General features: G+C 71.3%; 12 protein-coding genes and 2 pseudogenes. 4 read left to right on the top strand and 10 right to left on the bottom strand.

The window, feature by feature from the left end:
• Positions 1-13 precede the first annotated feature (13 nt).
• The gene (locus StrepF001_RS22005; protein WP_129799928.1) at positions 14-334 is read left to right on the top strand and encodes a hypothetical protein; all 321 of its coding nucleotides are present in this window, start codon (positions 14-16) and stop codon (positions 332-334) included.
• A 279-nt stretch (positions 335-613) separates the two neighbouring features.
• Here StrepF001_RS22005 and StrepF001_RS22010 read toward each other — a convergent pair whose 3' ends face one another.
• From StrepF001_RS22010 to rsmI, 10 genes and pseudogenes are all read right to left on the bottom strand, one after another.
• Positions 614-1327, bottom strand: a complete 714-nt coding sequence (locus tag StrepF001_RS22010) for a LuxR C-terminal-related transcriptional regulator (RefSeq protein ID WP_129799929.1) — start codon at positions 1325-1327, stop codon at positions 614-616.
• A 254-nt stretch (positions 1328-1581) separates the two neighbouring features.
• Positions 1582-3428, bottom strand: a pseudogene (locus StrepF001_RS22015) (PQQ-binding-like beta-propeller repeat protein).
• Between the two features lie 49 nt (positions 3429-3477).
• On the bottom strand, positions 3478-5268 hold the full coding sequence (locus tag StrepF001_RS22020; protein WP_129800095.1) for a PQQ-binding-like beta-propeller repeat protein: 1791 nt from the start codon (positions 5266-5268) through the stop codon (positions 3478-3480).
• A gap of 239 nt (positions 5269-5507) precedes the next feature.
• Positions 5508-7313, bottom strand: a complete 1806-nt coding sequence (locus StrepF001_RS22025) for an ABC-F family ATP-binding cassette domain-containing protein (RefSeq protein WP_129799930.1) — start codon at positions 7311-7313, stop codon at positions 5508-5510.
• A 252-nt stretch (positions 7314-7565) separates the two neighbouring features.
• Positions 7566-8468, bottom strand: coding sequence for a 4-(cytidine 5'-diphospho)-2-C-methyl-D-erythritol kinase (locus StrepF001_RS22030; RefSeq protein ID WP_129799931.1), 903 nt, complete (start codon positions 8466-8468; stop codon positions 7566-7568).
• Positions 8469-9329 carry a 16S rRNA (adenine(1518)-N(6)/adenine(1519)-N(6))-dimethyltransferase RsmA gene (gene rsmA / locus StrepF001_RS22035; RefSeq protein ID WP_129800096.1) on the bottom strand — a complete coding sequence of 287 codons (861 nt, stop codon included), beginning with the start codon at positions 9327-9329 and terminating at the stop codon, positions 8469-8471.
• 233 nt (positions 9330-9562) lie between these two features.
• The gene (locus StrepF001_RS22040; RefSeq protein ID WP_129799932.1) at positions 9563-10969 is read right to left on the bottom strand and encodes a resuscitation-promoting factor; all 1407 of its coding nucleotides are present in this window, start codon (positions 10967-10969) and stop codon (positions 9563-9565) included.
• A gap of 84 nt (positions 10970-11053) precedes the next feature.
• On the bottom strand, positions 11054-11947 hold the full coding sequence (locus StrepF001_RS22045) for a TatD family hydrolase (RefSeq protein WP_129799933.1): 894 nt from the start codon (positions 11945-11947) through the stop codon (positions 11054-11056).
• Between the two features lie 48 nt (positions 11948-11995).
• Positions 11996-12391 carry a hypothetical protein gene (locus tag StrepF001_RS22050; protein WP_129799934.1) on the bottom strand — a complete coding sequence of 132 codons (396 nt, stop codon included), beginning with the start codon at positions 12389-12391 and terminating at the stop codon, positions 11996-11998.
• A gap of 250 nt (positions 12392-12641) precedes the next feature.
• A pseudogene (gene rsmI / locus StrepF001_RS22055) lies at positions 12642-13473 on the bottom strand (16S rRNA (cytidine(1402)-2'-O)-methyltransferase).
• Positions 13474-13535: 62 nt separating this feature from the next.
• Here rsmI and StrepF001_RS22060 point away from each other — a divergent pair.
• The 3 genes from StrepF001_RS22060 (at position 13536) to StrepF001_RS22070 (ending at position 18825) form a co-directional block, all read left to right on the top strand.
• On the top strand, positions 13536-15281 hold the full coding sequence (locus tag StrepF001_RS22060) for a phospholipid carrier-dependent glycosyltransferase (protein WP_129799935.1): 1746 nt from the start codon (positions 13536-13538) through the stop codon (positions 15279-15281).
• Positions 15282-15371: 90 nt separating this feature from the next.
• Positions 15372-17000, top strand: a complete 1629-nt coding sequence (locus StrepF001_RS22065; RefSeq protein WP_129799936.1) for a penicillin-binding transpeptidase domain-containing protein — start codon at positions 15372-15374, stop codon at positions 16998-17000.
• Between the two features lie 151 nt (positions 17001-17151).
• On the top strand, positions 17152-18825 hold the full coding sequence (locus tag StrepF001_RS22070) for a penicillin-binding transpeptidase domain-containing protein (protein ID WP_129799937.1): 1674 nt from the start codon (positions 17152-17154) through the stop codon (positions 18823-18825).
• Positions 18826-18841: the final 16 nt, after the last annotated feature.

Here is an 18841-nt window from a genome sequence, read left to right on the forward strand (position 1 = left end):
GGATTGAGAGACCATGTCCGAGGACCACGGATTCTCCGAGAAGGACGTCCAGCGGGAAGTCACCGACCTGGAGGGCAAGTCCGCCACCGCCGCACGGCTGTTCGACATCCGTCGGACCATCGGTGCGCTGTTCGTGATCTACGGCGTCATCGTGACGATCGCCGGGCTGACCGACGATGACGCGGCGATCGCCAAGGCGGAGGGGGTGAACGTCAACCTGTGGACCGGGGTGGGGATGCTGCTGCTCGGGTTGTTCTTCCTGGCGTGGCTGAAGCTGCGGCCGCTGGCTCCGCCGTCGGCTGTCCCGCCGGACGAGCAGGCGAAGGAGCAGTGAACGTCGGCGAGCTGTTTTGGTGACCCGGCGCGGGGTGCGTGCCGCCCGCTGCAGCCGGAGGGTGGCGCAACCCGGCGCGGCGGGGGTGCCGCCCGCGCCCACCCGTGCCGCCCCAGGCGGCACGACTGCCCGCGGCTGGGCGGGTGGTTGCGGCACGCCCGCCGCTGGGCGGGTGGTTGCGGCACGCCCGCCCGTGGGCGGGTGGGTGTGGCGTGTGCGGGCGTCGCAAGAGGTGGTGGCAGGTCGGTCCGTCGGGCCGTGCCGGGCGGTGGGTGGTTCTCAGTGCTCGCTGTCCGGTGCGCTGTTCTGTGGTGGCGGGTGTTGGAGGGTCGGGGTTGCTCGGTCCAGCAGGCCGGTGCGGGCTGCCAGGGCCGCGGCCTCCAGGCGGGAGCCGACGCCGAGTTTCATGAGGACGCGCTGGACGTGGGTGCGGGCGGTGGAGGGGGCGATGCCCATGCCCGCGGCGATCAGGCGGGTGTCCTCGCCGTCGGCCACACGGACCAGGACCTCGATCTCCCTCGGCGTGAGCATCTGCAGCAGCCGCTGGCCCTCGTCGTCGGGCTGGGCCGCGGGGTTCAGCAGCTCGCTGAACGCCCCCTGCAGGAGCTGCGGCGCGACGGCCGCCTCGCCTCCCCTTGCCTTCATGATCGCCCGCTCGACGCCCTCTATGCGCTCGTCGTGACGGACGTAGCCGGACGCGCCTGACGCGAAGGCCGCGGCTATTCCGCGCGGGCTCGGTACCGGGCCCAGCACCACCACCGCCACCTGCGGCCGCTCCCGCTTGATCCGTACCACCGGGTCGAACGCCCCCGGCTCGGCCGGTGTCGCCGTACCCAGCAGGCACACCTCCGGCGCCCGGGCGATCACCAGCTCCGCCGCCCCCGCGGCAGGCGCCGCGGCGGCCAGCACCCGGTGCCCCCGCAGCTTCAGCGCCGAGGCCAGTGCCTCCGCGAGCAATCGGTGGTCGTCGACCACCATGAGCCGCACTCCCATCAACCCCCCAGTCCCCCCGATGGACGCCCACTATGGATGCCCACAGGTCCCCACGGACAGACCCCAAGCACGCAGGCCCCCCGGCACTGCGCCTTCATGCCCCCGGAAGCTACACGCTTGTTCGACGTTGCGCTGCCCCTACTGGTGAGAAGTGCCCCGGATCGCCGAAATTCCTCTCATTCGAGGGTGTTGAGCGGTACGCGCACGGCCCCGCCCCTGAGCAGGGACGGGGCCGTGACGACAGCGCGTCGCGCTCAGCCGCTCGTGCCGAACGCGATGGCCAGATACTCCTGGCTGCCCGAGCTCGATCCACTCGCGTACACGTCGGACATGTACAGGTGCCCCTGTGCGTAGAGGATCTCCGAGTACTCCGGAGACATGGTGGTCTCCACGTCCCGCACCGAGTCCGTCGCCGGGTTCTCCAGCAGCGTCGTCTGCTTGAAGCTGCCGCCGTCGATGCTGACGATCTGCCCGCCCTTGTCGTACGGCGGACGCTTGTACGCGATCACGTTGCCGCCGTCCATGCGCAGCGGCGTGATCGTGTAGCCGTCGCCCGCGTCGGCGCGCTGGCCGGTCTGCTTGCCGGTGGCCAGGTCGAAGACGACGACCTCGTTGGTCCGGCTGTACTCGCCGGAACCGTCGTGCTCCTCGGTCGGCAGGTACAGCCGGTCGTTGCCGATCGCGATACCGGAGCAGTCCTCGACCCGGGTGATGCCGTCGCACTCGGCGGCGTAGTTGTCGCCCGGCGCGGAGATACGGGTGAGCAGCTTGCCGGTCTTGTTGTCGATGGAGAAGAAGTCCGAGATGCCGCTGCCGTCGCCCGCGGAGTCGCCCACGTCGGCCGCGACGACCAGCGGGTCGGTCGACACGACGCTGGCGTACTCGATGCCCTTGGACATCTTGTACTCGGAGATGACCTTCCCGGACTTCGGGTCGATGGTCTGGATGTGCAGCTCGCGCTCGTCGTACGAACCGCACTTGCGCACGGCGACGAGCTTGACGCCGCCGCCGTACCCGGAGTCGTAGCAGGTGTCCGCCGGCTTCGGCGTCCACAGCGCGTCGCCGGTGGCGAGGTCGAAGGCGGCACCGCCACTGGAGCTGCCGACGGCGACCGTGTTCGCGCTGACGGTGACGTTGTCGAAGCTGATCGGCTGGTCACCGGAGGTGGCGGTCTTCGTCCACAGCTTCTTGCCCGTGTCGAGGTCGATCGCCGCGACCTGGCTGCAGCCCTCGGAGGAGTTCTTGGCGGGCATCTTCGGCTGGAAGAGGACGGCCGTCTTGTTGTCCTGGGAGACGTGCCGGCTGGCCTCGCAGACCGGGCCGGGCAGCGGGATCGTCCACAGTTTGGTGCCCTTGTCGGGGTCGTAGCCGACGATCTCGGCGATGCCGCTCTTGGCGTACACCTTGTCGGTGAGCCAGGAGCCCTCGACCACGACGCTGTCGTCCTTGGCGACCTCGGGCTGCGGGATCTGGAACAGCACCTTGGAGCTCGGGTCGGACGGCACCTTCTCCGAGCCCTTTGAGGAGGAGCCGCCCTTGTCGTCGCCGCCGGTGCCGCCGTTGGAGCTCGCGGTGTCGTCCTTGCCCTTGTCGCCGGAGGAGTTCGCGTACCAGACGCCGCCGCCGATGATCACGGCGATCGCGACGACGGCCGCGACGATGATGAGCAGCTGCGCATTCGGCTTCCGGCCGCCACCGGCCGGCCCGCCGGCCTGCACGTGCATCGGCATGCTCTGCTGCGGGTAGCCGTAACCGGGCTGCTGGCCGTACGGGTTCGGCTGCTGGCCCGGGTAGCCGTACGGGCTCGGCTGCTGGCCGGGATAGCCGTAGCCGGGGGCCGGAGTGCCCTGCGGGGGCTGCGGCAGGCCCTGCGGCGGCTGCGGTGCGGCGGCGGGCGCCTGCGGGTAGCCGTAGCCGGGCTGTCCCTGCGGAGGCTGCGGGGGCTGCGCGGGCTGCTGAGCCGGCGGCGGGGGCGTCTGCGGGGACTGGGGCGCACCGAAGCCGGGCGGCTGTTGCGCGGGCTGGCCCTGCGGGGACTGCGGGCGCCGTAACCTCCCCCCTGCGGGGGCTGGTTGGGCGGCGGGGGCGGCGGCTGGGTCATGACGTGGGTACCTCTGAGATACGGGGACGGAGGAAGTCGGGGGAGCGCGTCACTTGCCGTAGGCGAGCATCAGCTTCTCTTTCGCCTCGTCGTCGCCGGACAGGCGCGTGGAGGAGAGGTAGAAGCGGCCGTCCACCCAGTCGATGTCCCGCGAGAAGAAGCTGTCCTCGACGTCCGCCGCGCCGGCGGGGTTCTGCAGGAGCTTCGCCGGCTTGTGGCTGCTGCCGGTCGTCGGGATGGACACGATCTGGCCGCCGGCGTCGTAGGAGGCCTCGACGTAGGCGATGAGCTTTCCGCCCTCGGTCTTCAGCGGCAGCATCGACTCGTCCGCGGGGGACTTGACGCGCCACTTCTCCTTGCCGTTGGCGAGGTTGATCGCGACGATCTCGTTGGCGCCGCCGGTGGCCTCGGTGGGCAGGTAGAGCGTGTTCGCATCGGCGGCGACGCCCCCGCAGCCGGTCAGGTCGCGCTGGAGGACGGACCAGCCGCAATCGGGGGCGAAGTCCTCGTCGACGCCGACCTGGGAGCGGAACCCGCCCTTGGCGTCGAGCGTGGAGATGTTCCACGCGTCCTTGTCGTCGTTGGTGCTGTAGACGACCAGCGGGTCCACGGAGTAGGTGCGGGCGACCCGCCAGCCCTTGTCGAACTTCTGGGTCCACAGGACCCGGCCGGTGCGCGGGTCCAGCTCCTGGATCTCGTCGTGCTCGTTCGACGTGGCCGCCCCGCAGGACGCGACGGAGATCAGCCGGCTGCCGCCCGCGAACGCGGTCGGGAAGCAGGCGTCGCCGTACTTCTTCTTGTCGAACAGCTTGTCGCCGTCGGCCATGTCGTACGCCGTGCCGGACTGCGAGCGGCCCACCATCAGCGTGTTGCCGGTCAGCGACAGCTCGATGGTGAGCGCACTGTCGAACAGCGCGCCGTCGGCGACCTCGCCGCTCCAGCCCTTCGCGCCGGTGTTGAGGTCGACCTGCTGGATCTGGTTGCACTTGGCGCGGTCGCTGGCGCCGTTCATGTACGCCACGACGATCTTGTCGTCGGCCGTCTTCTGCGGGGTGGCCGCGCAGATCTTCTGCGGGAAGGTGATGGGGTCCCAAGTGGGGTTGCCGTCACCGACGTTGAAGGCGAGGAGCTGCTTGTACGCCGCCTTCACCGCCGTCTTGTCGGTGATCCACATGCCGGGGGCGTCGGCGCCGGAACCGGGCGCGTCGGGCGCCTCCTTGTACCAGAGCACCTTCGCCTCGCCCGCCTGGCGGCCCGCGTTGAGGTCCTCCGGGTCCTCGCCGCCGTCACCGCTTCCGTCGCCGGGGTTGACCGGGTCGTCGGAGGCGGTGGGCTCGGCGTCGTCGCTCGGCCCGGCGACCGGCTTCTTCTTCCCGTCGTCGTCACCGCCGCCGGCCACCGCGAACACGGTGCCGCCGATGACGAGCAGCGCCGCCACCGCGGCACCGATCACCAGGGCGGGCCGGCCCTTGAAGGGGTTGCGCGAGCCGGAGCCGGGCGGCTGGGCGCCGGGGTACTGGGGCTGGGGGTAGCCGTAGCCGGGCTGCTGGCCGTACGGGCCGGGCTGCTGCGGCTGGCCGTACGGGCCCTGGGCGTTCGGCTGCCCGTAGGGGCCGGGGGTGCCGTACGGGCCCGGCTGGGCGTAAGGGCCCGGCTGCTGCTGCGGATAGCCGTAACCCGGCTGCGGGGCGCCCTGCGGGGGCGGCGGCGTCTGGGGCGGCTGGGCGGGCGGAGGGGGCGTGCCCTGCCGCGGGTCCTGTGGTGCGCCGAAGCCGCCCGGCGGCGGGTCCTGTGGCGCGCCGAAGCCGCCGTTCGGCGGCTGGCTGGGCGGCTGGGTCATCAGCGGTTCCCCCTTGTGGCTGATGAGCATGTGCCCGATGTGGCCCGCGCCCGGTGGCGCTGTGTTTCCGCCACATCCATGCTTCTCAGACGGTTCTCAGACGGCCTTTCTATCACCCGGGACCGACACGACACGGGGCCGGATCCTCCCCTGTTCCCAAGGGAGAACCGGCCCGTGATGCCCTCGTTACGCGCCTTCACGTGCCCTTCACGAGGCGTGCGCGCCCCGCGCCCAGGTGCTCAGGCGTCCTCGGCGAGTTCGAGCCAGCGCAGCTCCAGCTCCTCGCGCTCCCCCGTCAACTGCCGCAGCTCGGCGTCGAGTTCGGCCACCTTTGCGAAGTCCGTTGCGTTCTCGGCGATTTGGGCGTGCAGCTTGGTCTCCTTCTCGGAGATCCGGTCCAGCTGCCGCTCGATCTTCTGCAGTTCCTTCTTGGCGGCACGCTGGTCGGCGGCGCTCTTCTCGGCGGCGGGCTTCGCCGGGGCGGCCGGGGCGGACGCGGCGGACGCCTCCTCCATCTTCCGGCGCCGCTCCAGGTACTCGTCGATGCCGCGCGGCAGCATCCGCAGCGTGCCGTCGCCGAGGAGGGCGTACACGCGGTCGGTGGTGCGCTCGATGAAGAACCGGTCGTGGGAGATGACGATCATCGAGCCGGGCCAGCCGTCGAGGACGTCCTCGAGCTGGGTGAGGGTCTCGATGTCGAGGTCGTTGGTCGGCTCGTCGAGGAAGAGGACGTTGGGCTCGTCCATGAGCAGGCGCAGCAGCTGGAGCCGGCGGCGCTCACCGCCGGACAGGTCACCGACCGGCGTCCACTGCTTCTCCTTGTTGAAACCGAACGTCTCGCACAGCTGGCCCGCGGTCATCTCGCGCCCCTTGCCGAGGTCGACGCGCTCACGCACCCGCTGGACGGCTTCCAGGACCCGCCAGGTCGGGTCCAGCTCGGCGACCTCCTGCGACAGGTACGCGAGCTTGACCGTCTTGCCCACGGCGATCCGCCCGCCCGCCGGCTGCGCCTCGCCCTCCGTGCGGGCCGCGTCGGCCATGGCGCGCAGCAGGGAGGTCTTGCCGGCGCCGTTGACGCCGACCAGGCCGATGCGGTCGCCGGGGCCGAGGTGCCAGGTGACGTGCTTGAGCAGCACCTTGGGACCGGCCTGGACGGTGATGTCCTCCAGGTCGAAGACCGTCCTGCCGAGCCGGGAGGAGGCGAACTTCATCAGCTCGGAGCTGTCCCGGGGCGGTGGTACGTCCTTGATCAGCTCGTTGGCGGCCTCCACGCGAAAGCGCGGCTTGGACGTACGGGCGGGGGCGCCGCGGCGCAGCCAGGCCAGCTCCTTGCGGACCAGGTTCTGCCGCTTGACCTCCTCGGTCGCGGCGATCCGCTCGCGCTCGGCGCGGGCGAAGACGTAGTCGGAGTAGCCGCCCTCGTACTCGTACACCGCGCCACGCTGGACGTCCCACATGCGGGTGCAGACCTGGTCGAGGAACCAACGGTCGTGGGTGACGCAGACCAGGGCCGAGCGGCGCTCGCGCAGGTGCTGCGCCAGCCAGGAGATGCCCTCGACGTCGAGGTGGTTGGTGGGCTCGTCGAGGACGATCAGGTCCTGCTCGTCGATGAGCAGCTTGGCGAGCGCGATACGCCGCCGCTCGCCACCGGAGAGCGGCCCGATGACCGTGTCGAGGCCCTTCGGGAACCCCGGCAGGTCGAGCCCGCCGAACAGACCGGTGAGCACGTCCCTGACCTTGGCGTTGCCCGCCCACTCGTGGTCGGCCATGTCGCCGATCACCTCGTGGCGGACGGTGGCTTCGGGGTCGAGGGAGTCGTGCTGGGTGAGCACGCCCATGCGCAGGCCGCCGGAGTGGGTGACCCGGCCGGTGTCGGCCTCCTCCAGCTTGCCGAGCATCCGGATCAGCGTGGTCTTGCCGTCGCCGTTGCGGCCGACGACGCCGATGCGGTCCCCTTCCGAGACGCCCAGGGAGATGCCGTCGAGAAGGGCGCGGGTGCCGTACACCTTGCTGACGTTCTCGACATTGACCAGATTGACGGCCATTTCGCTCCTGCTCGCGGGGATCGGTCAGCCTCCCAGCGTAGTCCGCGCCGGGAGGTGACCGATACGCGCAGGTCAGCGGGGTGCCGCTGTCGCGCGGACCGCGGTGAGCAGGCCGTCGTCGCCAAAGTAGCGGCCCTCGTAGATGCCCCGCACGGTGGCCGCCGGGTCGGCGTCGGCCGCGACGAGCGCCGTACCGCCGTCCTCGCGGTCGCGCAGCCGGCGGTCAGGCGCTGCCAGGCACCGGCGCCGTGGTCAGCCGAGCACCGTCGCCCCCGGCGCCGGCCCCGAAGCCGTACGCACCGTCCGGCACGTCCCCGACACGCTCAGCGCCTCGGCCACCTTCGCCGCGGACTCGGGGTCGCGGGCGAGGAAGGCGGTCGTCGGACCGGAGCCGGAGACCAGCGCGGTGAGGGCGCCGGCGGCGCGGCCGGCCGCGAGGGTGTCGGCGAGCTCGGGGAACAGGGAAAGGGCGGCCGGCTGGAGGTCGTTGGACACGGCGGCGGCGAGCGCGTCCGGGTCGCCCTCGGCCAGGGCGTCGAGGAGTGCCTGGGAGGCGAGCGGCTCGGGGATGTCCATGCCCGCGCCGAGCCGGTCGAACTCCCGGAAGACCGCCGGGGTCGACAGCCCCCGGTCCGCCATCGCGAACACCCAGTGGAAGGTGCCGCCGACTTCGAGCGTCGTCAGCTTCTCGCCGCGTCCCGTACCCAGAGCCGCCCCGCCGACCAGGCTGAACGGCACGTCGCTGCCCAACTCGGCGCAGATGTCGAGCAGTTCGTCACGGGAGGCGCCCGTGCCCCACAGTGCGTCGCAGGCCAGCAGCGCACCCGCACCGTCCGCGCTGCCGCCCGCCATGCCGCCGGCGACCGGGATGTCCTTGGCGATGTGGATGTGCACGTCCGGGGTGCGGCCGTACCGCACGGCCAGCGCTTCGGCCGCGCGGGCCGCGAGGTTCGTGCGGTCCAGGGGGACCTGGCCGGCGTCCGGGCCGTCGCAGGTGACGCGGAGCTCGTCGGCCGCGGTGACCGTGACCTCGTCGTACAGCCCGACCGCCAGGAAGACGTTGGCCAGGTCGTGGAAGCCGTCGGGGCGGGCGGCGCCGACCGCGAGCTGGACGTTGACCTTGGCGGGGACGCGTACGGTGACGCTCGCGCTCACTTACTCGGACTCCTTGTGCTGGGCGCCGGCTTCCTTGTGCTCCGCGATACGGGCGAACTCCTCGACGGTCAGCGCCTCACCACGCGCCTGCGGCGAGACCCCGGCCGCGACGAGCGCCGCCTCGGCGGCCGCCGCCGAACCTGCCCACCCGGCGAGCGCGGCCCGCAGGGTCTTGCGGCGCTGGGCGAACGCCGCGTCGATCACGGTGAACACCTCGCGCTTCGTGGCGGTGGTCTTCAGCGGCTCGGGGCGGCGGGTGAACGAGACGAGCCCGCTGTCGACGTTGGGCGCGGGCCAGAAGACGTTGCGGCCGATGGCGCCGGCCCGCTTGACCTCGGCGTACCAGTTCGCCTTCACGGACGGCACGCCGTACACCTTCGAGCCGGGCGCCGCGGCGAGCCGGTCGGCGACCTCGGCCTGCACCATCACGAGGGTGCGCTCGATGCTCGGGAAGGTGTCCAGCATGTGCAGCAGGACGGGCACGGCGACGTTGTAGGGGAGGTTGGCGACCAGCGCGGTCGGGGGCGGGCCCGGCAGCTCGGTCACATGCATCGCGTCGGAGTGCACCAGCGCGAAGCGCTCCGCGCGGTCCGGCATGCGGGCCGCGATCGTCGCGGGCAGTGCTGCGGCGAGTACGTCGTCGATCTCCACGGCGGTGACGCGGTCGGCGACCTCGAGCAGGGCGAGGGTGAGGGAGCCGAGCCCCGGGCCGACCTCGACGACCACGTCGTCGGGGCGGACGTCCGCGGTGCGGACGATACGGCGGACCGTGTTGGCGTCGATGACGAAGTTCTGGCCGCGTTGTTTGGTGGGGCGTACGCCTAGGGCGGCCGCGAGTTCTCGGACGTCGGCGGGGCCCAGGAGGGCGTCGGGGTGGGGCTGCTCACCCGAAGGGTACGGGCGTAGGTGGGCCGGGTGCTTCGGTTGCTCGGGGTGGGGCTGGGCGGCGGGGCGCAGCCCGGCGTTGGCGGGGTGCCTCCCCACTCTCGCTTCGCTCGAGGGGGGACCCCCATCGCCCACCCGTGCCGCCCTGGGGGCACCTCCCAGGCCCTTGAGGCACTGGGGGAGGCACGACTGCCCGCAGCTACGGGGGGTCACGAGTGCAGGCGGTTCCCGCAGTGTGGCCAGGGGGCCGTGCCTCGGCGTACGTAGAGCTTCTTTGCCCGGAGGGTTTGTTCGGTGGCCGGGGCGTCCTGGGGGCGGCCGGTGCCGCCCAGGCTGTGCCAGGTGTGGGTGTCGAACTGGTAGAGGCCGCCGTACGTTCCCGAGGTGTCGACCGCGCCGGGGCGGCCGCCGGACTCGCATGCCGCGAGGCCCTGCCAGTTGAGGTGGTCGGCGCTCTGCACGGACGTCGGCAACGGCTGCGTCCCCACCTTCACCACCTGCGTGGTCGGCTCGCGCACGACCTCGGAGCCGATCCGTCGCGGCTTCTGCCGGACCCCGTTCACGCTGCGCACGGAGTACGTGATCCGGCGCAGGCCCGGCTGCCCGGCCCGCTCGATGACCTCCGTGCCCCGGAAAACCGTCGGATCCTCGATCCGCCGCACCTGGAACGGGATCTGCTCCTCGATCACCTCCCTCGCGGCGGTGATCCGCAGCACGCTGACCGTCTGCCCGTCGCGCGGGAAGCTGTCGGCCGGGACGGAGGTCGTGTCCTGGCCGTGCAGGGTGATCCCGGCCTCGTCGACGGCCTCGCCCACGGTGGCGGCGTTGGTGCGGATGGTGCGGGCGCGGCCGTCCGCCATGATCGTCACGGACCGCTCGGTGCGTACGTCGAGCGTGAGGCCCGCACGCCCGATACGCCGGGAGCGCGACGCGGACAGGTACGCGCCCTCCGCACGCACCCCGAACTGCTTGAGCGCCCCTTCCACCGTGCGCGCCGTCGTCCACACCTCGCGCCGTTCGCCGTCGAGGGTGAGCCGGACGGGGCGCCCGTAGTGCACGGCGATCTCGTCGCCGTTGGCGAGTTCCGTGCCGGGGGCGGGTGTGACCACGTCGTGCGCCCCCACCTCCACGCCCTCCTCTGCGAGCAGCTCGGTCACATCGTCGGCGAAGGTGTGCAGTCGGCGCGGTTCGCCGTCGACGCTCAGCTCGACGGCCTTGTCCTCGGCGACGAACGCGGTGGTGCCGCCGGCGAGGAAGGCGACGACCAGTGCCTGCGGGAGCAGGCGGCGCACGGAGCCGTCCGCGCGCTCGGCGTACCGCCCCCTGCGCCGGCGCCCACCCCGCCGCTCCACTCCGGCGCGCGACCCGCCCTGCCGGGGCAGCACAGGATCGGGCCTCTCGTAAGCGGGCCGGTATGTGTCATCGTCTGTGTCGCACGTGTCGTATGTGTCATACGTGGCGCCATATGCCAGCGTCGGCGCACTGTGCACATCAAAACCGGCGTACGCCGACGGCTCATAGGTGCCATACGCCTCGTGGGTCTCATATGGCCTGTACGACTCATACGGCTCATACGGCTCATACGGCTTGTACATCTCGAACTGCGAGTTGCTCACACCGACACGCTCCAGGGGCCGGAGGGGTCCGGATCGGGCCCCCAGAACCTAGCCGAGCGGTCGTCACTCTCCAAAACGACGCGACTACACAGCGTGGTGCGTTATGGGTCGGTAACCGAAGGCACGCGCCGTGTTCGCACCGAGGGCCGTCGCCAGGGCGTCCTCGTCGATGCCGCGCACGGCAGCCATCGCGCGTACCGTGACCGGAACGAGATACGGGGCGTTGGGCCGTCCGCGGTACGGCGCCGGCGTCAGGAACGGCGCGTCGGTCTCCACCAGCACCAGCTCCAGCGGGGCCACGGCGAGCGCGTCACGCAGGTTCTGGGCGTTCTTGAAGGTGACGTTTCCGGCGAAGGACATGTAGTAGCCGGCGCGGGCGCACAGCTCCGCCATCTCCGCGTCACCGGAGTAGCAGTGGAAGACGGTCCGCTCGGGCGCGCCCTCCTCCTTCAGGACCCGCAGCACATCCGCATGAGCCTCTCGGTCGTGGATGACCAGCGCCTTGCCGTGCCGCTTGGCGATCTCGATGTGGGCGCGGAAGGACCGCTCCTGCGCCTCCTTGCCCTCGGGCCCGGTGCGGAAGTAGTCCAGTCCCGTCTCGCCGACCGCCTTCACGTGCGGCAGCGCGGCCAGCCGGTCGATCTCGGCGAGCGCCTCGTCGAGCCCGGCGTCACCGCCCGGCTCGCGCGCCCCCTGCCGCGACCAGCCGTCAGGATCCCCGTGGACGATGCGCGGGGCCTCGTTGGGATGCAGCGCGACGGCCGCGTGGACGTTCTCGTACGCCGCCGCCGTCTCGGCCGCCCACCGGGAGCCGTTCACATCGCACCCCACCTGCACCACCGTCGTCACACCGACGGACGCGGCCTTCGCAAGACCCTCCTCCACCGTGCCGGACTGCATGTCGAGGTGGGTGTGGGAGTCGGCGACCGGCACCCGGAGGGGTTCGGGCAGGGGCGGGGCTTCGGCGGGGGAAGGCATGCCCCGATCCTACGAAAGGGCCACGCCTCCCCCGAGCCGCCGGCCGTCTCAGCTCGCCCGGCGCTGGAACGGGTGCAGGAGATCGGACAGGTGCCAGTGGTGGCGGTGCTCCCCGTCACCCGTCGGCGCCTCGGCGGACCTCGCCGGAGGGACCGGCCCGCGCCGGCGCGCCGCATCACGGACCGACGACACCTGCCCGGCCCGCATGATGCGCACCACATGCCCGTCACAGTTCCGGCACGTGGGCCGGCTCAGCGGCGACGGCACCACCCGCCCGTCCGCCACGTACATCACGAACTCGCGGCCCTCCGCGTCCGTGTGGTGCTCGATCTCGTACGACTGCTCCCAGCCGTGCCCGCAGCGCATGCAGGCGAAGGAATACGACTCGTTGACCACGGCGGTCGCCCCGTTGCGAAGGCCGGTCTGTCCAGTGATCTCACTCATCACCAGCTCCTGTTGTCCGCTGGAGGGACGGATTACGTCCCGCCACCCAGTGGACTCCCGGGCGGGAGCGAACGCACGAAACCTGTCCAGTATTGGGCCGGACTTGGCCGTACCTTGCCAAAACGCCCGCGCTCTTTACCCACGCGTGGGACAGCGCCCCAAAGGGGCGCGGGGCTGTGACGATATGCGGCTCCGCCGCGTGGGCGCGACAAGCCCCCACAAACCCGCAGACCGCCACGACCCCCAACCATCAACGGCGCTTGGCTGCAACCACCGCGTCGAAGACAACCCGCTTCGGCACCCCCGCCTCCACCGCCACCGCAGCAATCGCCTCCTTGCGCCGCTCCCCCGCTTCCTCCCGCACCCGCACCCGCCGCACAAGCTCTTCCGAGTCAACCGCCGGAGGCACCCCTGCCCCTCGACCACACGGTGATCTCCCCCCGCACCCCTGCGGCCCATTCCGCGAGCTCCCCCAGCGAACCCCGCCTGACCTCCTCGTACGTCTTGGTCAGCTCCCGGCACACGGCGGCCCGCCGCTCCGCCCCGAACACCTCGGCCATCGCGGCGAGCGTGTCGTCGAGCCGATGCGGGGCCTCGAAGTAGACGAGCGTCCGGCGCTCGCCGGAGACCTCCCGCAGCCGTGACAGCCGCTCCCCCGCCTTGCGCGGCAGGAACCCCTCGAAGCAGAACCGGTCCACGGGCAGCCCGGACAGTGCGAGCGCGGTGAGTACGGCGGACGGACCGGGCACGGCCGTGACCTTGATGTCCTTCTCCACGGCCGCCGCGACCAGCCGGTACCCCGGGTCCGACACCGATGGCATCCCGGCGTCCGTCACCAGCAGCACGCGCGCGCCGCCGAGCAGTTCCTCGACCAGTTCCGGCGTACGGGCGGCTTCGTTGCCTTCGAAGTACGACACGACGCGCCCCTTGGGCGTGACACCCAGCGCCTGGGTGAGCCGCCGCAGCCGCCGCGTGTCCTCGGCGGCGACCACGTCGGCCCCGGCCAGCTCCTCGGCGAGCCGGGGCGGGGCGTCCGCAATGTCGCCGATGGGGGTGCCTGCCAGTACAAGGGTTCCAGTCACGTTTCCATCCTCGCAGGGGCGGTCCACGGGACTCCCACAGACCTGTTCCCTACGATGGCGCGGTGACCAGTACCGCGTCCTCCACGGACACCCGGCAGGAGCAGACCCCCCACGAGCAGCGGCCCTCGTGGCAGCAGCGGCTGCGCCGTTTCGGATACGTGCCGTCGGGATCCCGCGGCGATGTCCGGGACCGGCTGGTGCCGCCGTACACCGAGCCCTCCCCGCGGCTGTGGGCGAGCCTCGGCATCCGGCACACGCTCGCCGAACGGCTCGTCCGCTGGGCGGGCTGGGGCGGTCCGCTGCTGGTGACGCTGTTCGCGGGCGTGCTGCGGTTCTGGAACCTGGGCAACCCGAAGGCGGTGATATTCGACGAGACGTACTACGCCAAGGACGCGTGGGCGATCGTCCACCGCGGGTTCGAGGTCAACTGGGACAAGAACGTCAACGACCTCATCCTCTCCTCGAACGGGAACGTCCCGATCCCGACGGACGCGGCGTATGTCGTGCATCCGCCGGTCGGCAAGTACGTCATCGGGCTCGGCGAGCTGATGTTCGGGTTCAACCCGTTCGGCTGGCGGTTCATGACCGCGCTGCTGGGCACCCTCTCCGTCCTGATGCTCTGCCGCATCGGCCGCCGCCTCTTCCGCTCCACGTTCCTCGGCTGTCTCGCGGGCGCGCTGATGGCGGTGGACGGTCTGCACTTCGTGATGAGCCGTACGGCGCTGCTCGACGGTGTGCTGATGTTCTTCGTGCTGGCGGCGTTCGGCTGTCTGCTGATCGACCGCGACAAGGCGCGGGAGAAACTGGCCGCCGCGCTCCGGGCGGACGCCGACGGCAGGGTCCGCCCGGACGCGGACACGGCGGAGAACACGCGGATCGGCTGGCGCCCCTGGCGGCTGGCGGCGGGCCTGATGCTGGGCCTGGCCCTCGGCACCAAGTGGAACGGCCTGTACATCCTGGCGGCGTTCTGCGTGCTGGCGGTGCTGTGGGACGTCGGCTCGCGCCGGGTCGCGGGCGCCCGCCACCCGTACATGGCGGTGATCAAGCGCGATCTGGGCTGGGCGTTCCTGTGCACGGTGCCGGTCGCCGTCGCCACCTACCTCGCCTCCTGGACCGGCTGGATCCTCTCCGCCACCGACGGTTCCGGCGGCTACTACCGCAACTGGGCCGCGACCGACGGCAAGAACAGCAGCTGGTCCTGGCTGTTCCCGGACTGGTGGCGCAGCCTGTGGCACTACGAGCACCAGGTGTACGAGTTCCACGTCGGCCTCTCCTCGCCGCACACGTACCAGTCCAACCCGTGGAGCTGGCTCGTCACCGGCCGCCCGGTGTCGTACTTCTACGAGTCGCCGGCCCCCGGCAAGGACGGCTGCCCGGTCGACGCCGGCGAGAAGTGCGCCCGCGAGGTGCTGGCGCTGGGCACGCCGATGCTGTGGTGGGTGGCCTGCTTCGCCCTCCTGTACGTCCTGTGGCGCTGGTTCTTCCGCCGCGACTGGCGGGCGGGCGCGATCGCCTGCGGGATCGTGGCGGGTTATCTGCCCTGGTTCATGTACCAGGAGCGGACGATCTTCTTCTTCTACGCCGTGGTCTTCGTGCCGTTCCTCTGTCTGGCAGTGGCGATGCTGGCCGGTGCGCTGATCGGCCCGGCCCGCTCGAGCGACACCCGCCGGGTGGCGGGCGCGACGGGTGCGGGCGTACTGGTGCTGCTGATCGCGTGGAACTTCATCTACTTCTGGCCCCTGTACACCGGCACCGCGATCCCGATCGACGACTGGCGTTCACGAATGTGGCTGGACACCTGGGTCTGACGGCCGGTCTAACAATCTGAGAAACAGCCGCCCCTCCCTTCGCAGCTCCCGCCTAGAGTGCGGAGATCGAGTAGGGGGAGGGGGCGCATCGTGCGCAAGGGGGTCAAGGCTGCCGTCGTCGGCAGTGTGTTCGTCGTGATGGTGGGAGGGGCCGGGTACGGCGCCTTCAACCTCGTGTCCGCGCTGAACGGTGACGGCTCGGCCGGCTCGGCCGGCCAGGAGGCCGTCAAGACCGGGCCGCCCAGCAGTGCGGAGGTCGAGGAGACGACCCGCGCGTTCTTCGCCGCGTGGGAGAAGGCGCAGGGCGCGAAGGCGGCGTCGTACACGAACAACGCGTCGGAGGCCGAGCCGCTGCTGACCTCCTTCGGGCAGGACGCGCACCTCACCGCCGTGAAGATCACGCCCGGTGAGGCGACCGGCCGTACGGTCCCCTTCTCGGTGAAGGCGACGGTGTCGTACGACGGGAAGTCCAAGCCGCTCGCGTACGACAGCCGCCTCACCGTCGTCCGCGGGGTCACCACCGGGCGGGCGCTGGTCGACTGGAAGCCGTCCGTCGTCCATCCCGCCCTGAAAGACGGCGACACCCTCGTCACCGAGGAGGCGGCGAACCCGCCCATCGAGGCGGTCGACCGCGACGGCACCGTCCTGACGAAGGAGAAGTACCCCTCGCTGGGCCCGATCCTGGACGAGCTGCGCGCCCGCTACGGCGACAAGGCCGGCGGCACCCCCGGCGTCGAACTCGCCGTCCGGCACACGGCGGGCGAGGCGGCCGACACCTCGCTGCTGACCCTGTCCGAGGGCAAGCCGGGCAGACTGCCGACGACCCTCAGCGCGAGCGTGCAGGCGGCGGCCGAGAAGGCGGTCAAGGAGTACGACGAGTCGTCCGTGGTCGCCGTCAAACCGAGCACCGGCGAGGTGCTGGCGGTCGCCAACAACCGCACGGACGGCTGGAACGCGGCGTTCCTCGGCCAGGTGGCGCCCGGCTCCACGATGAAGATCCTCAGCGCGGCCATGCTCATCGACAACGAGCTCACCAGCATGAACGGTCCTGCGCCCTGTCCCGACTCGGCGATCTCGGAAAGCCAGACCTTCCACAACATCACCGGCATGACGCCGAACGAGAACGCGACCCTCTCCGAGAGCTTCGCCCGCTCCTGCAACACGGCCTTCATCAAGTTCGCGGACGAGGTGCAGGTGGACTCCCTGACCAAGGAGGCGCAGGAACGCTTCGGGCTCGGCCAGGACAACTGGAAGGTCGGCATCCCCTCCTTCGACGGCTCGGTCCCCGCCGCCGGCGGCCCGGACACCGCGGCCAACATGATCGGCCAGGGCCAGGTCCAGATGAGCCCGCTGAACATGGCCTCGGTGACGTCGACAGCGATGACGGGCACGTTCCGGCAGCCGGTGATCGTGCCGCAGCGCCTCGACGACCGTGAACTGGCCCGGGCGCAGGGCCTGTCGGGCAGCACCGTCGCCCAGCTGCGCGCCATGATGAACCGCACCGCCACCAGCGGCACCGCGGCCGGTGTGATGTCCCGGCTGGGCGGCGACATCGGGGCGAAGACCGGTTCGGCGGAGGTGGACGGGCAGGCCAAGGCCAACAGCTGGTTCACTGGCTATCGCAACGACGTTGCGGCGGCGGCCATGGCTCAGCAGGGCGGTCGCGGCGGTGACGCGGCCGGTCCGATCGTGGCGGCCGTCCTGCGGGCGGGTGGCTGATGTCACCCACATCTCACCCGCACAGGACGGGACTCTAGGGTGGGGCCGTCGTTGGGGACTGTGAGTGCTACGAGGCCGGTACGGCCGCACGGGGTCGTAGCCGGCCATGCGGGGCGGTGGGACCCGGGAATGCGCGGAGGATCGGGAAGCAGTGGGCAAGAGAAGGCGCGTCGCCGAGCGACGGAAGACGAAGCCCGCCGTCATCGGCGGGATGATCGCCGTGGTCGTCGGCGGTGCCGGGATCGGCGCCTACGCGCTGTTCGGTGGCGGGGCCGCGGCCGAGGACGGCACGTCGGCGACCTCCGCCGGCGGGAAGAAGTCCGTGAAGACCGGCCCGCTGTCGGCCACCGAGGTCACCACCGCCGCCCAGGAGTTCCTCACGGCCTGGCAGCAGGGCCGGGTGCCGCAGGCGGCGGCCGCCACGGACGACGCCACCGCGGCGAAGGCCCTGCTGACCGCCTACGCCAAGGACGCCCACATCGAGGACGTCACGCTCACCCCCGGCACCCGCACGGGCGACCGGCTCCCGTTCACCGTGAAGGGCACGGTGTCGTACAAGGGGGTCAGCAAGCCGCTGTCGTACGAGAGTTCACTGAAGGTCGTACGACAAGAGGCGGACGGCACGCCGATCGTCGCCTGGGAGCCGTCCGTCGTGCACCCCGACCTGCGTTCCGGTGACCGGCTGGTGACCGGCGAGTCCGGGACCCCGCCGGTGACGGCGCTGGACCGGGACGGCGGGGAGCTGACGACGAAGGAGTACCCGTCGCTGGCGCCGGTGCTGGACGGGCTGCGCGAGAAGTACGGCAAGACGGCGGGCGGCAAGGCGGGCGTCGAGCTCCAGGTGGTCCGCGGGAAGGCCTCCCAGGCCAAGGAGCTGTCCGACAAGACGCTGCTGGAGCTGAGCGAGGGCACACCAGGCAAGGTGAAGACGACGCTCAGCCCGTCGATGCAGGCGGCGGCGGAGGACCAGGTCGCCTCGAAGGCGCGGGCGTCGGTGGTCGTGCTGCGGCCCTCGACGGGCGAGATCCTGGCGGTCGCGAACGCCTCCCGCGGCTTCAACACCGCCTTCCAGGGCTCGCTGGCGCCCGGTTCGACGATGAAGGTCATCACGTCATCACTGCTGATCGAGAAGGGGCTGGCGTCCTCGGACAAGCAGCATCCGTGCCCCAAATACTTCTCGTACGGGGGCTGGAAGTTCCAGAACGACGACAAGTTCCAGATCAAGGGCGGGACGTTCAAGGCGAGCTTCGCGCGGTCCTGCAACACGGCGTTCATCAGCCAGGCGCCCGAACTGGCCGACGACGATCTGACCAAGCAGGCGCAGCAGGTGTTCGGCCTGTCGCAGAACAACTGGTCGGTCGGCGTACCGACCTTCGACGGCGCCGTGCCGGTGCAGTCCGACGCCCAGATGGCGGCGTCGCTCATCGGGCAGGGCGGGGTGCGGATGAACCCGCTGAACATGGCATCGGTGTCGGCGACGATCAAGTCGGGCGTCTTCCACCAGCCGTACCTGGTCGCCCCGTCGGTGGACGGACGCAAGCTGGCCACGGCCTCGCGCACGCTGTCCGCGTCCGCCCTGTCGCAGCTGCGGGAGCTGATGGCCTACACGGCGGCGTACGGTACGGCGGCGGAGGCGATGGCGGGAGTCACCGGTGACGTCGGTGCGAAGACCGGCTCCGCCGAGGTCGACGGTCAGAAGAAGCCCAACGGCTGGTTCACGGCGTACCGGGGTGACCTCGCCGCCGCGGGCGTCGTCCAGTCGAGCGGGCACGGCGGGGAGACGGCGGGACCGATCGTGGCGGCGCTGCTGAAGCAGGGCGGCTGACGCGCAAGCGCTCCGC

The sequence above is a fragment of the Streptomyces sp. F001 genome, from assembly GCF_004187715.1.
In the GTDB taxonomy this organism is placed as follows: Bacteria; Actinomycetota; Actinomycetes; order Streptomycetales; family Streptomycetaceae; genus Streptomyces; species Streptomyces flavusporus.

What these genes read in the sequence shown, in the direction of transcription:
- StrepF001_RS22005 (WP_129799928.1), top strand. Translation starts at nt 14, where the DNA reads ATGTCCGAGGACCACGGATTCTCCGAGAAGGACGTCCAGCGGGAAGTC.
- StrepF001_RS22010 (WP_129799929.1), bottom strand. Translation starts at nt 1,327, where the DNA reads ATGGGAGTGCGGCTCATGGTGGTCGACGACCACCGATTGCTCGCGGAG.
- StrepF001_RS22020 (WP_129800095.1), bottom strand. Translation starts at nt 5,268, where the DNA reads ATGACCCAGCCGCCCAGCCAGCCGCCGAACGGCGGCTTCGGCGCGCCA.
- StrepF001_RS22025 (WP_129799930.1), bottom strand. Translation starts at nt 7,313, where the DNA reads ATGGCCGTCAATCTGGTCAATGTCGAGAACGTCAGCAAGGTGTACGGC.
- StrepF001_RS22045 (WP_129799933.1), bottom strand. Translation starts at nt 11,947, where the DNA reads ATGCCTTCCCCCGCCGAAGCCCCGCCCCTGCCCGAACCCCTCCGGGTG.
- StrepF001_RS22050 (WP_129799934.1), bottom strand. Translation starts at nt 12,391, where the DNA reads ATGAGTGAGATCACTGGACAGACCGGCCTTCGCAACGGGGCGACCGCC.